Raw genomic sequence first — 14887 nt, forward strand, 5'->3', positions numbered from 1 at the left:
ATGACTCGATGGTTAGCTGCCACCACAATAGGTGACAACTCACTCTACAACACCCATGGGAATCGTTTGGTTGACAGGTTCAAACCGCACTAGGGTTTACACGGGTGCCACCGCCAGCCTGCTGCTTGCGCTGGCCGGCGCAGCCCTGGCAGAGCCCTATACCCCGCGCAGTGACACCCAGGTGCTGGAGAAACTGCCCACCCGCCCCACCGACACCACGGCCAGCGAACTGGCAACGCTGCGCGCCGCCCTGGCACAGGCACCCAACGATGCACAACGGGTGAGCGACTTGGCCAGGCGTTACTTTGCGCTGGCCACCGCCCGGGGGGACCCGCGGTATGTCGGTTATGCCGAGGCCGTGGTGGGCCGTTTTGCCGGCCCCCTGACGCCCGACCTGTTCACCCTGCGCGGCATGCTGCGCCAGTACCGCCACGACTTTGCAGGCGCACTGCAAGACTTTGCCAGCGCGCTGCAACTGGACCCGGATTACGCAGTGGCCCACGCCTGGCGCGGTGCCATTTTTCTGGTGCAGGCCGACTACCACGCGGCGCGCCAGGAGTGTGCGTCGCTGCAGCGCCTGGGGCGCGACGCCCTGGCCGGTGGCTGCCTGGGATTGGCACAGGCCTACGGTGGACAGCTGGAGGCCGGCTACGCCACCTTGCAAAACGCACTGCGCCTGAGCCGTGATGCGGGTAACCGCCTGTGGCTGCTGACCCGCCTGGGTGAGGTGGCCGCCTGGCAAGGCCAGACGGCCAAGGCCCGCGCGCACTACCAAGAAGCCCTGGCGCTGGGCCGGGACGATGTGTACCTGCTGGCAGCGTGGTCCGACTTTTTGCTGGACACCGGGCAGGCCGCCGACGTGGTGAAGCTGCTGGCCGCCTGGGAGGCTGCCGACAGCCTGCTGCTGCGCCTGGCCGAGGCCGAAGTGGCCCTGCAACGGCCCGCCGCTGTGCGCCACCAAGACATGCTGCGCGACCGGTTTGCTGCGGCCCGCGCGCGCGGCGACACCACCCACCGCGCCGAGGAAGCCCGCTTTGAGCTGGTGCTGCGCAAAGACCCGAGTACCGCCTTGCGCCTGGCGCAAGCAAACTACGCCATCCAGCGTGAACCCCGCGACGCCCGCGTGTTGCTGGAAGCGGCCAAAGCCGCCCAAGACCCGGCAGGCGCACAAGCCGCACGCGACTGGTTGGCTCGCAGTGGTTTTGAAGACAAACGCTTGCGCCGCCTGGCCGGAGACGCACCATGAACTGGCGAATCCTCTGGCGCGTGTGTCTGACCGCCTTGTGGCTATGCGCCCTGCCCGCCTGGGCCCACAAGGCCAGCGACAGCTACCTGGTGCTTCAGGTTAACGGTACACAGGTGTCTGGACAGTGGGACATCGCACTGCGTGACATCGACTTTGCCCTGGGGCTGGATGCCGACGGCAACGGTGACATCACCTGGGGCGAGCTGCGTGCCCGCCATGCCGACGTTGCGGCCTGGGCTACCAGCGCCCTGACGCTGGAGCGCGGCGGTACCTGCCCGCTACAAGTGACCCAACACCAGGTGGACACCCACACCGATGGCGCTTATGCCGTGCTCACCCTCTCGGGCCAGTGCCCGGCGGCCGGGGGCGACCTGGCCCTGCACTACCGCCTGCTGTTTGACCTGGACGCACTGCACCGTGGCCTGCTGCGGCTGGAGCTGGACGGGCTGACCCACTCCGCCGTGCTGGACCCTGACACAGCGCAACAGCGTTTTGCCCGGGGCGAGGCGTCACGCCTGGCACAGTTTGGCCAGTTTCTGGTGCAAGGCATCTGGCACATCTGGATCGGCTTTGACCACATCCTGTTTTTGCTCTCGCTGCTGCTGCCAGTGGTGCTGGTGCGCCGCGCGGGGGCGTGGCAAGGCGTGGACCGTTTTCGTGATGCACTGCGTGAGGTGCTTTGGGTCGTAACCGCGTTCACCGCAGCCCACTCCATCACGCTGTCCCTGGCGGCCCTGCGTGTGGTGGAGCTGCCTTCGCGCTGGGTGGAATCCGCCATTGCGCTGTCGGTGGTGCTGGCGGCGGCCAACAACTTGCGGCCCTTGGTCGGTGAGCGGCGCTGGATGGTGGCCTTTGGTTTTGGCCTGATCCATGGCTTTGGCTTTGCCAGCGTGCTGGCCGAACTGGGCCTGCCCCAGCAAACCCTCGTGCTGAGCCTGGTGGGCTTCAACCTGGGGGTGGAGCTGGGCCAACTGGCCATCGTGGCGGTGTTTTTGCCGTTGATCTTCTGGTTGCGCAACACCCCCGCCTACCGGCGTGGCATCTTTGTCGGTGGTTCCTTGCTTACCATGGCCATCGCCATGGTCTGGCTGGCAGAGCGGGTACTGGACCTGAAACTGATCAGCGCCTAGTGACCCGAGGGGCAAGGACGGCTTCCTTGTCTACTTGCCGCCCAGCCCCATGGACCGCGTGATCACCTCTTTCATGATCTCGTTGGTGCCACCGTAAATGCGCTGCACGCGCGCATCCGCATAAGCGCGGGTGATGGGGTATTCCCACATGTAGCCGTAGCCGCCAAACAGCTGCACACATTCGTCCATCACCTTGCATTGCAGGTCCGTGGTCCAGTACTTGGCCATGCTGGCGGTGGCAGTGTCCAGTTTGTCCTGGCCAATCAGCTCGCAGCATTTGTCCACAAACACGCGCGCCACCTGCACCTGGGTTTGCAGCTCGGCCAGCGTGAACCGCGTGTTCTGAAAGCTGGCCACGGGCGCGCCAAACACTTTGCGTTCTTTCACATAGTCCACCGTCCAGTCGATGGCGGCTTGCGACGCGGCCACGGCGCCAATGGCGATCTGCAGGCGCTCCCAGGGCAGTTGCTCCATCAGGCAGATAAAGCCCTTGTTCTCATACGCCTTGCCGCCCAGCAGGTTGTCGGCCGGCACGCGCACGTTGTCGAAGAACAGCTCAGAGGTGTCCTGCGCCTTCATACCCAGCTTCTTGAGGCGCTGGCCCACGCTGAAGCCCGGCATGCCGCGCTCCACCAGCAGCAGGCTGGTGCCCTTGCCGCCCGCAGCGGGGTTGGTCTTGGCAACCACAACCACCAGATCCGCATGCCAGCCGTTGGTGATGAAGGTCTTGCTGCCGTTGAGCAGGTAGCTGCCATCGGCTTGTTGGATGGCCGTGGCCTTGATGCCCTGCAGGTCCGAGCCCGCAGCGGGCTCGCTCATGGCAATGGCGCCCACCATCTCGCCGCTGGCCAGTTTGGGCAGGTACCTGGCCTTTTGCTCCGGCGTGCCGTAGTGCAGGATGTAGGGCGCCACGATTTCGCTGTGCAGCCCAAAGCCAATGCCGGTGAAGCCGCCGCGCGCCAGCTCCTCCATCTGGATCACCGAGTACAGCTTGTCGGCCTCGGAGCCGCCATATGCCTCAGGCATGGTCATGCACAGGTAGCCGTTCTCGCCGGCCTTGCTCCACACGGCGCGGTCTACATAGCCCTGCTCTTCCCATTCGGCATGGAAAGGCGCAATCTCTTTCTCCATGAAGCGGCGGAAGCTGTCGCGGAAGGACTCGTGGTCGGGGGAAAACAGGGTGCGTTCAATCATGGGGTTTCCTCGGGTCATGTGACATTATTTTTACAAAGCGTTTGCTTGGTAAAAAGAATATACTGCAATTCAGTCCAGAACGACAGGCCCCGCCCTGCGCCCGAACAACCCGAGGAGACACCCCATGAGCGAAGCATTTGTGTTTGACGCCATCCGCACCCCGCGCGGCAAGGGCAAGAAAGACGGCAGCCTGCACGAGGTCAAACCCGTCACGCTCTTGGCTGGCCTACTCACCGACCTGCAGCAGCGCCACGGTTTTGACACGGCGCGCGTGGACGACGTGGTGATGGGTGTGGTTTCCCCCGTGGGTGACCAAGGCTCCGTCATCCCCAAAGTGGCTGCGCTCAAGGCGGGCTGGGATTTCCAGGCCTCAGGCGTGCAGATCAATCGCTTCTGCGCCTCGGGCCTGGAGGCCGTGAACATGGCGGCGCAAAAGGTGCGCTCGGGCTGGGAAGACCTGGTGGTGGCCGGCGGCGTGGAGAGCATGAGCCGTGTACCCATTGGCTCCGACGGCGGCGCCTGGGCCATGGACCCCGAGACCAATTCGCAAACCCTGTTTGTGCCGCAAGGCATTGGCGCCGACCTGATCGCCACGCTGGAAGGATTCACCCGTGCTGATGTGGATGCGTATGCGCTCGAATCCCAACGCCGCGCCACCAAGGCGCAGGCCGCGGGCTACTTTGACCAGTCGGTACGGCCCGTGAAAGACGCGCTGGGCCAGACCATTCTGGCGCGCGACGAGTTCATCAAACCCGGCACCACGCTGGAAGGCCTGGCCGGGCTCAAGCCCGCGTTTGCCGACATGGGCGGCATGGGCTTTGACGCCGTGGCACTGACCCGCTACCCGCAGGTGGAGCGCATCCACCACGTGCACCACGCAGGCAATTCGTCGGGCATTGTGGACGGCGCGGCCGCCGTGCTGGTCGGCAACGAGGCCGCCGCCAAGGCGCACAACCTGACGCCACGCGCCCGCATTGTGGCCACGGCGCTGAGTGGGGCCGACCCCACCATCATGCTCACCGGCCCCATGCCCGCCACGCGCAAGGCGCTGGCCAAGGCGGGGCTGACGGTGGACGACATCGACCTGTTTGAAGTGAACGAGGCCTTTGCCGCCGTGGTGATGCGTTTCATGAAAGAGATGAAGGTGCCGCACGAGAAGGTGAACGTGAACGGCGGCGCCATCGCCATGGGCCACCCGCTGGGCGCCACGGGCGCCATGATTCTGGGCACGCTGATTGACGAGCTGCACAGACGTAAATTGCGCTACGGCCTGGCCACGCTGTGTGTGGGCGGCGGCATGGGCATTGCGACTATCGTCGAGCGGATTTGAAGCATTTTTGGCCTCTAGCCCCCGTACCCATTGCGCAAGCAGCTCCTTATTTCATAGCAGGTTACTTCCATGAAAACCATCCAATATTCCTTGGCCCACGGCATTGCCACCATCACCTTCGACGAGCCGGACTCCCCCGTCAACACCATGTGCCTGCAGTGGCAGGAAGACATGGACGCCGTGGCCGCCCGCGTGCTGCAGGACAAGGACAGCATCACCGGCATCCTGCTGGCGTCGGCCAAGACCACCTTCTTTGCAGGCGCCGACCTCAAGGCCGCCATGCGCCTGACCCCGGCCGACGCGCCGCGCATTTTTGAAGAGATTGAACGCGTCAAAAAGAACTTCCGCACCATCGAGACCTTGGGCAAACCCGTGGTCAGCCTGCTCAACGGCACGGCGCTGGGCGGTGGCTGGGAGGTGGCACTGGTGGGCCACTACCGCATTGCCGTGGACGACAAGAAAACCCAGTTTGGCCTGCCTGAGGTGACGCTGGGCCTGCTGCCCGGCGCCAGCGGCGTGACCAAGATGACGCGTCATTTGGGTCTGATGGGCGCGCAGCCCTACCTGGTGGAGGGCAAAACTTTCAGCCCCACCGAGGCCAAAGGCCTGGGCCTGGTGCACGACCTGGTGGCGCCCGGCCCCGATGCCGCGGCCGAGATGAAAACCAAGGCCCTGGCCTGGATCGCCGCCAACCCCACAGCCCAGCACCCATGGGAGGCCAAAGGCTACAAGGTGCCCGGCGGCCTGCCCTCCTCGCCCGCCGTGGCCGGCATGCTGCCGGTGGTGCCCGCTGTCATCAAGAAAAACACCCGCGGTCTCTACCCCGCGCCCGAAGCCATCATCGCCTGCATGGTGGAAGGCCTGCAGGTGGACCTGGAAACGGCGCTTCGCATTGAGAGCCGCTATCTGGCCAAGCTCATGTCCGGCACTCAAGCCAAGGCCATGATCAACACCTTTTTCTTCAACCTCAACGCCATCAAGAGCGGCCAGAGCCGCCCGGCCAGTGTGCCCCGCTTCAAGCCGGCCAAGGTGGGCCTGCTGGGCGCGGGCATGATGGGCGCCGGCATTGCCTACAGCCAGGCCAGCAAGGGCATCACCACGGTGCTGAAAGACGTGAGCCAGGAGAAGGCTGACCTGGGCAAGAGCTACAGCGCAAAAATCACCCAGGGCCGCGTAGACAAGGGCCGCATGAAGCCCGAGGCGCAACAGGCCATCCTCGACCTGATCCACCCCACCGGCAGCGCGGCGGACCTGCAGGGCTGCGACCTGATCATCGAAGCCGTGTTTGAAAACCGCGAGCTCAAGGCCCGCGTGACGCAGGAGGCCGAGCCCCTGCTGGCGCCCGGTGGTTTCTTTGCCTCCAACACCTCCACCCTGCCGATTACCGGGCTGGCCACGGCGAGTGCCAAACCCGAGAAGTTCATCGGCATCCACTTTTTCAGCCCCGTGGACAAGATGAAGCTGGTGGAAATCATCAAGGGCAAACAGACCGACGACGAAACCGTGGCCCGCGCCTACGACTACGTGCAGGCGCTGGGCAAGTTCCCTATCGTGGTGAACGATTCGCGCGGCTTCTTCACCAGCCGCGTGTTCGGCACCTTTGTGATGGAGGGCGCGGCCATGCTGGGTGAAGGCATTCCAGCCGCCGCCATCGAGAACGCAGGCATCCAGTGCGGCATGCCCGTAGGCCCGCTGGCCGTGCTGGACGAAACCGCGCTCACGCTGAGCCTGCATGTGATGGAGCAGACCCGCAAAGACTTTGAGGCCGAGGGCAAGACCTACACCGCCACACCGGGCGAGCTGGTGGTGGAGCAGATGGTGCGTAAGCATGAACGCCCCGGCCGTGCCGGTGGTGCGGGCTTCTACGAATACCCCACCGAGAAAGGCGCCAAGAAGTTCCTGTGGCCCCAGCTCAAACCGCTGTTCGAGAAGGCGGATGCCAAGTGGACCATCACCGACCTGAAAGACCGCCTGCTCTACCGCCAGGCCGTGGAGACCGCACGCTGCCTGGCCGAGAACGTGCTGACAAGCGTGCACGACGCCAACATTGGCTCCATCTTCGGCATCGGCTTTCCGGCCTGGACCGGGGGCGCCATGCAGTTCATTTATGGCATGGGCACCGAAGTATTTGAGCAGCGTGCGGCCGAATTGGCCGCCCAGTTTGGCCCGGGCTTTGCTTTGGGCGATGATGTGAAGGCGGCCATCCGCCGCTATCAACCCCAGTACTAAGACCCACGCCCCCATGCTGGCCCAACTGCTGCGTCGTATTCTGCTGGCCCAAACCCTGGCCGGCGCAGCGCTGGGCTACTGGCTATGGAGTTCGGTCTTCGGCGCCGTTGCCCTTGCGCTGCTGGTGCCCGTGGCCACCTTGTTGCTCAGCGACGTGGTGAGCGGCCTCATCACCCGCGGACCAGAGCCTTGGCGCGACTGGTGGCGCGCACTGGCGGGCGAGATGGTGGCGGGCGTGGTGGTGTTTTTGCTGCGCCAGCCCTGGGAACGCCGCGCTCCGCGTTACCAAGCCGCCACCGGAAGCACACCGCGTGTGCCCGTGGTGCTGGTGCATGGCTACCTGTGCAACCACCGCATCTGGGACACCACGACCAGCCAGCTGCGCGCCCAAGGCCATGCAGTCTTTGCGGTGGACCTGGAGCCGGTGTTTGCCTCCATCGACGACTACACCACCACCCTCGAATCCGCCGTGGCGAGCGTGTTGCTGAACACCGGGCAAACGCAAGTGGCTCTGGTTGGCCACAGCATGGGCGGTCTGGCCATTCGGGCCTGGCTGCGCAAGTACGGCACGGCCCGTGTGGCGCGGGTGCTCACGCTGGGCACCCCGCATGTGGGCACCAAGCTGGCCAAGGGCAGCCGTACGCCCAACGGGCTGCAAATGCTGTGGGGCAGCCCCTGGCTGGCCACGCTGGCCGGTGGCGAAGACGACGCTTTGCGCAGCCTGCTGCGCGTGGCCATCACCCCGCAAGACAACATTGTTTACCCCCAACGGGCGCAAACGCTGGCCGGTATCACACCCACCGTGTTCCCCGGCATCGGCCATTTGCAGATGTGCCTGGACCCGGAGGTGAATGCCTGGGTGCTGCGCGAACTGGCCGACCTGCCCCCCACCTTCCACGGAGCCACCCCATGACCGAGCTCGTCGTTCGCAAGCTGCTGATTGACCTGAATACCCCGTTTGCCACCCGCTGGAATGGGGACGACGCGTTCCGCTCCGCCTTCTTCAACGCCCTGTCCATGAGTTTTCCGCTGGGCGAGCAGTACTTCATGGATTCGGTACGCGCAGGGCTCAAGACCCTGCCCGACGACCAGTGCGCGCGCTTTGCGGCCGAGGTGCAGGGCTTTGTGGGCCAGGAGGCCACGCACCGGCGCATCCACAGCCTGTTCAACGCCCAGCTCACGCAGCAGGGGTTTGACAACGCGCTGGAGCGCCGCGCAGCCAAACGCCTGCAGGCCAACGCCCACCGCGATGTTCGTATCCACGTAGCCGCCACCGCGGCCACGGAGCACCTGACCGCCATCTTTGCCGACTGGATGCTGAACCACCCCGCGGCGCTGGAGGGCAGCGAGGACCGGCTCAAAACCCTGTGGCTATGGCACAGTGCCGAAGAGAGCGAGCACCGCAGCACCGCGTTTGACGTGTACCAGGCCATGGGCGGCAACCACGCGTGGCGCCTGCGCCTGTTTCGTTACATCACCATGACCTTTTTTGCGGACGTAACGCGCCAGACCGTGCGCAACCTGTGGACGGACGGTGCTCTGTTCCGCTGGAGCACCTGGCGCAGTGCGGGCCGCTTCTTGTTTGGCAAAGAGGGCATCATCTCCAGCAACCGGGCGCAGTGGCGCGCCTACCTGCGCGAAGATTTTCATCCGCGCGAGCAGGACGCGGCGCGGTCGGTGCAGTGGCTGCGCGACAATAGTGGCCAGTTCACCGTGGTGGGGCAACCCGCCTAAACCGCCTGCATGCTACCCAGCCCACCTCTTCCCCCGCGCCCTGCGCCCCGCTCCAAGACCGATCTCTTTTTCTCCTTCTCGCTGCTGGCCCTGCAGGGTTTTGGCGGCGTTCTGGCCGTGGCCCAGCGCGAACTGGTCGACAAAAAAGGCTGGCTCACCGCCGAAGAGTTTGTCGAAGACTGGGCGGTCGCCCAGATCCTGCCTGGCCCCAATGTGGTGAACCTTTCGCTGATGCTGGGCGACCGCTACTTTGGCTGGCGCGGCGCACTGGCCGGCGTGGCGGGCATGTTGTGTTTTCCGCTGCTGCTGGTGTTGCTGATGGCCGCCGCCTTTGCCGGCGTCGCCGACAACCCGCAGGCCCAAGGCGCGCTGCGCGGCATGGGTGCCGTGGCGGCCGGTCTCATCATTGCCGCCGGCCTGCGCTTGGTGCCTGCGCTCAAAAGCAATGTGATGGGACTGGGTGCCTGCGTGGCGCTAATGGCCGCCACCTTTGTGGCCATTGCGCTGCTGCGCGTGCCACTGGCTTGGGTGCTGCTGGGCGTGGGCGGCCTGGGTTGCGTGTGGGCCTATGTATGCCTGGGCAAGCTGGCCTTACAGGCAGCCAGGAAGGAACTCCCATGAGCACCACCCTGACCGTCGCCCAATGGCTGGAGCTGTTTATGCACTTTGCCGCGCTCTCGCTGCTGGCGGTGGGTGGCGCCATCACCACCGCACCCGACATGCAGCGCTTTTTGGTGGTGGAGCAAGGCTGGATGGATGGTGAGCAGTTCAGCAACAGCATTGCGCTGGCGCAAGCCGCGCCAGGCCCCAATATTTTGTTTGTGCCCCTGCTGGGCTGGAACATCGGGCTCAACGCTGCGGGCGGGCTGGGCGCGGGCTGGTATGGCCTGGCCCTGGCACTGCTGGGCGTGTTCCTGTCCATGCTGGGCATCATGCTGCCCAGCAGCATCCTCACCTTCACCGCATCGCGCTGGGGTCACCGCAACCGCGAAATGCGCGCCGTGCGCGCCTTCAAACAAGGCATGGCCCCCCTTGTCATCGCCCTGCTGGTGGCCACCGGCTGGATCCTGGCCGCCAACCACAAGGCCGACACCCACCACCTAGCCCTGTGGGCCGTCACCGCTGTCAGCACCCTCATCGTCTGGAAAACCCGCATCCACATCCTGTGGCTACTGGGCGCGGGGGCAATAGCGGGCTGGATGGGGTGGATTTAGTCCGGGGTGACATCGGCTCAGCTTCGTTTTCTGGCCATCTCCATCCAGCAGTTGCTGCAGCGCCATCGTCCGGGTGCCAGCTCCACCCCGCCCTCTGGGGGGCGCTCGCCTTGGCAGCGCCCTGAGCAAAAGCGAAAACGGGCTGAATCTCGCATGGTGTGGCTGCTGTTCTCAGGGACAGCATGCACGGCGGCAGATGGAGACATGGCTTGCATTCGGTATCACCTCTCGGTTCACATCAAAAAATGTCGTTCCCATGCTAACCAGGGTGTTTGACGCTGATGTTGCACACTTGCAAGCAGTATCCGGGCCACCAACACCGTAAAATTGCGGTATGAGTAAGCCAGCAGACAAAACCAAGATCCTGGAGGATGGCTTGCGCTACAAGTCCAAGGTCGGAGGATCACCCTTCATGACCGCATCCAATCCCGGCGCAGCCACCATGTCCTGCTTCTTGTGCGGCAAGCACAGGCCGCGCAGTGAACTGAAATCCCGCAAGTTCATCGGTAAATCCCAGGCCGTGTGTGACCCCAAGTGCGGCTGAGGGCACAAGCGCACCGGTGGCTAGGCCCCACCCGCGCATGCCCATGGGCCGCCTGAACACCGAATTTTCCCGCCTGTATTTGGTGCCCGACCCGGTGCCGCCGGAACAAGGGCATCTGCTCACCACGGATGACACTGTCAGGGCGATGGTGCTGGAGATTGCCAGACCCGCGGACTGGACGGAGCTGTCTGCGGTCTGGAGCGGCGTGCAGCACGACTTGGCGTTGCCTGCGGCTGCCATCGCCGTGTCGGGAACAGACGGGTTGCAGCTGTGGTTTTCTGTGGCGGAGCCGGTCAAGGCCCAGGATGCAGCGGATTTTTTGTCTGGGCTGCAGCACAAGTACCTCAGCACCACCGCCGCGAAAAGGATCCACCGGTATCCGTCCGGTGCGCAGGACGCTGCGGTGGGGCACCGACATGCGAGAGAAGTTCCCGCGGTGCACGAGGACACCGGAAATTGGTCCGCATTCGTCAGCCCGGACCTGGCGTCCGTGTTCGGTGAAGAGCCTTGGCTGGATCTCCCGCCCAATCCCGATCAGCAGGCGGACATTCTCTCCCGGCTGAAGTCGATGAAAACGCCCCAGTTTCGCGATGCTTTAGGGCTCTTGCGGGCAGCACCCGACGCTGCGACACAAGCCGCGGAATCCCGTGCAGAACAACCCGGCAACAGAGCAGCTGCGCCCCAGGGGTACAACACCGGAAAAATGAGCCCCAAAGAGTTTCTGATGCAGGTGATGAATGACCCTGCGGTCGGTTTGAAGGACAGGATGAAAGCAGCGAAGGCGCTGCTGCCCTACGCAGACTGAGCCAGCAAGCGCCGCACCTGCGCCAAGCCGGCGGCCATGATAAACACCAAAACCCCCGCCCATTTGGCACTGGCACACAGCCCCGCCAGCAGGTAACACGCCGCGGCCCAGGGAGAGACCACAGCACCGCTTCCCATCAGCCCCCAGTGCAGCAGATTCTCCCCCGCGTCACACACTGCCGCCAGCGGCAACAGCAGCGCCAGCCACCGCAGGGGCAGCCATGTCGCCAGAGGTTCAAAAAAACGGGTGCGTGCCACGGCCAAGTAGCCCGCCGCGCCATAACTCAGTAGCAGGAACCCATCCACCGGCAGGTGGGTGCGAAAGCGCTGCACACCTTCGGGGCCCCAGGCTTGCAGCACTTGGGCAAAGGCTTCGGGGGTAAAGGTGAACTGCAGCGCCACCACGCTGGGCTGCAGCGGCGCCAAGTAGATGCCGAGCCCACCGAACAAGAGCACGCAAGCCGCGGCGGCCAGCTTCAGGGGCGCGGTGGACGCGTGCATGAATCCGCTTAGCGTGGGTTTTCGAAGAACAGGTAGTTGGAGCCGAAGTCGCTGATTTCGAAGTAGACCTTCTTCTCACCGGAGTCGGCCTGCATGTTCAGGTTTTCGTCCAGCACGCCGTAGCCAAAGCGGTAGCTGCGCGGCTTGCCGTCTTCGGTGCCCATGGCGGTGCTGAGTTTGTCGATCTTGAGGAAGCGGCGCACCAGCTTGTCACCGGCGTAGAACTCCAGCACGCCGTCGGTGCCGGTCCAGTTCTGGATGTCACGGCTGATCTTGTTCTGCTGCTCCTGGGTGCAGCCCATCAGAAGAAAAGCGGCAATAGCCCCCGTCAATATTGCGCGAGCAGCTCCTGATTTTGTAGCAAACATCGTCACTCCCTGAACGGACAAAATTATTTGGAAACCGCGGTACGCTGGCGCAGCGCCTCGTACAGACAGACGCCGCTGGCCACGGACACGTTCAGGCTTTCCACCGCGCCCTGCATGGGAATGCTGACGAGCTGGTCACAGGTCTTGGCGGTGAGCTGGCGCATGCCGTCGCCCTCGGCGCCCAGCACCAGGGCCACAGGGCCTTTCAGATCCGCCTGGTACAGCGTGCCAGTTGCCTGGTCGCTGGTGCCGATGATCCAGATGTTGCGCTCCTTCAGCTCATTGAGCGTGCGCGCCAGGTTGGTCACCATGAAATACGGCACGGTCTCGGCCGCGCCGCTGGCGACCTTGGCGACCGTGGCGTTGATACCGGCGGCGTGGTCCTTGGGGGCGATGACACAGTGCGCACCCGCACCATCGGCCACACGCAGGCAGGCGCCCAGGTTGTGCGGGTCGGTCACACCGTCCAGCACCAGGATCAGCGGGTTAGTGCGTTCAGCCACCGGCAAGTCGGCATTGGCGGCTTCCAGGTTCTCCAGCAGCTCGTCCAGCGAATGGACCTGTTTGATTTCTTGCACGCGGGCGGCCACGCCCTGGTGGCCATGGCTGCCGGCAATCTTGGCCAGGCGCATGCCGTCGGCCTCGACCACGCGGATGCCGGCCTCGGCTACCTTTTCCAGAAACTGGCGCATGCGCGCGTCGCGGCGCGTGGGCTCGTAGAAGATTTCGATGATGGATTTGGGGGCGGTCTTCAGGCGCACGCCCACGGCATGGAAGCCGAATAGCACTTTGGGGGATGACATGCCCCGATTATCGGGCCTACGCCCTCAACACCCAGCCCAGCGACAGCACATAACGGCTGCCACCCACCACCCGGGTCACGCTGTGCTCGCAGGCGTCGGGGCGGAACAGCTTGATGCGGCGGCTGGCGTAGATGGGCGTGGCACAGACAAAGTCGCCACCCGACGGGGATGACTTGAGCACGATGTTGAGCCGGTAGTGGTGCCCGGCCTGCACCGGGTCGGTGTGCGGCGGAATCTCGGAGCCCTCGGGGTAACGAATCAAATAGCTGTCAAACGGCAAGGGCCAGCGCGCGGTGAGCAGCAGCATCTTGTCGTAGCCCGTGCCTTGACGGCCGTGCTGCCAACGCAAGGCGGTTTGCAGGTACTTGCGCATGCCCCCCCAGGTCACAAAGGCACCATATTTGCTACGTTTTCAGGAGCTGCTCGCGCAATATCGACGGGCTCTAGAGGCCAAAATGGCTTAAATCTCTGCCACCGGCTCGGGCGCCACCCTGCCCGCCTCGATGGTGATACGGCGGTCGCAGCGTGCGGCGATGCTGCGGTCGTGGGTGACCAGCACCAGGGTCGTTCCCTGTTCGCGGTTCAGGTCAAACATCAGCTCCATGATTTTTTCGCCAGTGGCAAAGTCCAGGCTGCCGGTGGGCTCGTCGGCCAGCAGCACGGCGGGCTTGACCACAAAAGCCCGGGCCAGCGCCACGCGCTGCTGCTCGCCACCGCTCAGCACCTTGGGATACGAATTGAGCCGCTGCGACAAGCCCACGCGGGCCAACATCTCGGTGGCGGCGCTACGGGCGTCTTTGCGGCCATCCAGTTCCAGCGGCAGCATCACGTTTTCTAGCGCCGTGAGGTTGCCCAGCAGCTGAAAACTCTGAAACACAAAACCCACCTGCTTGGCGCGCAGCGCGGCGCGGGCGTCTTCGTCGATGGCAAATATGTCGTGCCCTGCCAGGCGCACGGTGCCACTGGTGGGGGTGTCCAGCCCGGCGATGATGGAGAGCAATGTGCTCTTGCCCGACCCGGATGCTCCGACGATGGCCGCGGTCTCGCGAGCTTTGAGTGCAAAATCAATGTCGCGCAGGATCTCCAGCGTGCCGGTGGAATCAGTCACCGCCTTGAAAACATGGTCAACCGAAATGATGGAATCAGACATGGGGCTCTCTGTAGTTCGACGACACTGTATCGCGCTGCTTATTTTGGCGGGATTTGCAGGGGCTTCCCTGGCCCAGCCCAAGCCACACACCATTTTGGTGGTGGGCGACTCGCTGAGCGCCGAATACGGCCTCAAACGCGGCACCGGCTGGGTGGCGCTGATGGAGCAGCGCCTGGCCAAAGAGAATCCGCAGGCCAAGGTGGTCAACGCCAGCATCAGCGGTGACACCACCTCGGGCGGCCGCTCCCGGCTGCCCGCGCTGCTGGCCCAGCACAAACCTACGGTGGTGGTGGTGGAGCTAGGCGGCAACGACGCACTGCGCGGCCTGCCCCTGGCCATGACGCAGGACAACCTGCAGGCCATGACCCAGGCAGCCCAAACGGCCGGCGCCAAAGTGCTGCTGGCCGGCATGCAGGTGCCGCCCAACTACGGCCAGGACTACACCAAACGTTTCAGCGACACCTTTGCCACCGTGGCCAAGGCCAACAAGGCGGCTTTGGTGCCGTTTCTGCTCAAGGGTGTGGCCGACGGGCCCAACGCGGCCAAACTATTCCAGGCCGACCGCATCCACCCCAACGAATCGGCCCACCCCACCATCCTCAACACAATGTGGCCCGCTGTGCGCGCGCTGCTGCGCTAA

17 protein-coding genes are annotated in these 14887 nt (G+C 64.5%); 11 read left to right on the forward strand and 6 right to left on the reverse strand.

Annotated elements, in window-relative coordinates; translation table 11 throughout:
* Nucleotides 1–70 precede the first annotated feature (70 nt).
* A complete protein-coding gene (locus C5F53_RS19490; protein ID WP_105263074.1) occupies nt 71–1246 on the forward strand; it encodes a tetratricopeptide repeat protein in 1176 nt (391 codons plus the stop codon).
* Nucleotides 1243–2376 carry a HupE/UreJ family protein gene (locus C5F53_RS19495; protein ID WP_105263075.1) on the forward strand — a complete coding sequence of 378 codons (1134 nt, stop codon included), beginning with the start codon at nt 1243–1245 and terminating at the stop codon, nt 2374–2376. Before C5F53_RS19490 ends, C5F53_RS19495 begins: the two co-directional genes overlap by 4 nt.
* 30 nt (nt 2377–2406) lie before the next feature.
* On the opposite strand, the gene C5F53_RS19500 is transcribed toward C5F53_RS19495, so the two are convergent.
* Nucleotides 2407–3570, reverse strand: a complete 1164-nt coding sequence (locus tag C5F53_RS19500; protein ID WP_105263076.1) for an acyl-CoA dehydrogenase family protein — start codon at nt 3568–3570, stop codon at nt 2407–2409.
* A gap of 124 nt (nt 3571–3694) precedes the next feature.
* Between C5F53_RS19500 and C5F53_RS19505 the strand changes: the two genes are divergently transcribed.
* The 8 genes from C5F53_RS19505 (at nt 3695) to C5F53_RS19540 (ending at nt 11426) form a co-directional block, all read left to right on the forward strand.
* Entirely contained in the window at nt 3695–4900 is a 1206-nt protein-coding gene (locus C5F53_RS19505) for an acetyl-CoA C-acetyltransferase (protein WP_105263077.1), read from the forward strand.
* A gap of 69 nt (nt 4901–4969) precedes the next feature.
* A complete protein-coding gene (locus tag C5F53_RS19510; RefSeq protein ID WP_105263078.1) occupies nt 4970–7129 on the forward strand; it encodes a 3-hydroxyacyl-CoA dehydrogenase NAD-binding domain-containing protein in 2160 nt (719 codons plus the stop codon).
* A 13-nt stretch (nt 7130–7142) separates the two neighbouring features.
* On the forward strand, nt 7143–8042 hold the full coding sequence (locus C5F53_RS19515) for a triacylglycerol lipase (protein ID WP_105263079.1): 900 nt from the start codon (nt 7143–7145) through the stop codon (nt 8040–8042).
* Nucleotides 8039–8863 (forward strand): metal-dependent hydrolase, encoded by an 825-nt coding sequence (locus C5F53_RS19520; protein WP_105263080.1) that lies wholly within the window; start codon nt 8039–8041, stop codon nt 8861–8863. Before C5F53_RS19515 ends, C5F53_RS19520 begins: the two co-directional genes overlap by 4 nt.
* 9 nt (nt 8864–8872) lie before the next feature.
* Complete coding sequence (locus C5F53_RS19525; RefSeq protein ID WP_105263081.1) at nt 8873–9484, forward strand: chromate transporter; 612 nt, start codon at nt 8873–8875, stop codon at nt 9482–9484.
* On the forward strand, nt 9481–10077 hold the full coding sequence (locus C5F53_RS19530) for a chromate transporter (protein ID WP_105263082.1): 597 nt from the start codon (nt 9481–9483) through the stop codon (nt 10075–10077). Before C5F53_RS19525 ends, C5F53_RS19530 begins: the two co-directional genes overlap by 4 nt.
* A gap of 334 nt (nt 10078–10411) precedes the next feature.
* Nucleotides 10412–10621 (forward strand): hypothetical protein, encoded by a 210-nt coding sequence (locus tag C5F53_RS19535; protein WP_105263083.1) that lies wholly within the window; start codon nt 10412–10414, stop codon nt 10619–10621.
* Between the two features lie 43 nt (nt 10622–10664).
* Complete coding sequence (locus tag C5F53_RS19540; protein WP_105263084.1) at nt 10665–11426, forward strand: hypothetical protein; 762 nt, start codon at nt 10665–10667, stop codon at nt 11424–11426.
* On the opposite strand, the gene C5F53_RS19545 is transcribed toward C5F53_RS19540, so the two are convergent.
* The 5 genes from C5F53_RS19545 to C5F53_RS19565 all read right to left on the reverse strand — a co-directional run bounded on the left by C5F53_RS19545 (nt 11414) and on the right by C5F53_RS19565 (nt 14247).
* Nucleotides 11414–11926 carry a hypothetical protein gene (locus C5F53_RS19545; protein ID WP_105263085.1) on the reverse strand — a complete coding sequence of 171 codons (513 nt, stop codon included), beginning with the start codon at nt 11924–11926 and terminating at the stop codon, nt 11414–11416. The two genes, C5F53_RS19540 and C5F53_RS19545, sit on opposite strands and share 13 nt — an antisense overlap.
* Nucleotides 11927–11934: 8 nt before the next feature.
* Nucleotides 11935–12294, reverse strand: coding sequence for a hypothetical protein (locus C5F53_RS19550; protein WP_105263086.1), 360 nt, complete (start codon nt 12292–12294; stop codon nt 11935–11937).
* Nucleotides 12295–12317: 23 nt separating this feature from the next.
* Entirely contained in the window at nt 12318–13097 is a 780-nt protein-coding gene (gene rlmB / locus C5F53_RS19555; RefSeq protein WP_105263087.1) for a 23S rRNA (guanosine(2251)-2'-O)-methyltransferase RlmB, read from the reverse strand.
* A gap of 16 nt (nt 13098–13113) precedes the next feature.
* Nucleotides 13114–13470 carry a 2OG-Fe(II) oxygenase gene (locus C5F53_RS19560; RefSeq protein ID WP_105263088.1) on the reverse strand — a complete coding sequence of 119 codons (357 nt, stop codon included), beginning with the start codon at nt 13468–13470 and terminating at the stop codon, nt 13114–13116.
* Nucleotides 13471–13557: 87 nt separating this feature from the next.
* On the reverse strand, nt 13558–14247 hold the full coding sequence (locus C5F53_RS19565) for an ABC transporter ATP-binding protein (protein WP_105263089.1): 690 nt from the start codon (nt 14245–14247) through the stop codon (nt 13558–13560).
* Here C5F53_RS19565 and C5F53_RS19570 point away from each other — a divergent pair.
* Nucleotides 14246–14887, forward strand: a complete 642-nt coding sequence (locus C5F53_RS19570; RefSeq protein ID WP_105263090.1) for an arylesterase — start codon at nt 14246–14248, stop codon at nt 14885–14887. The two genes, C5F53_RS19565 and C5F53_RS19570, sit on opposite strands and share 2 nt — an antisense overlap.

It is taken from the genome of Rhodoferax sp. TS-BS-61-7, from assembly GCF_002943465.1.
Lineage (GTDB): Bacteria > Pseudomonadota > Gammaproteobacteria > Burkholderiales > Burkholderiaceae_C > Allorhodoferax.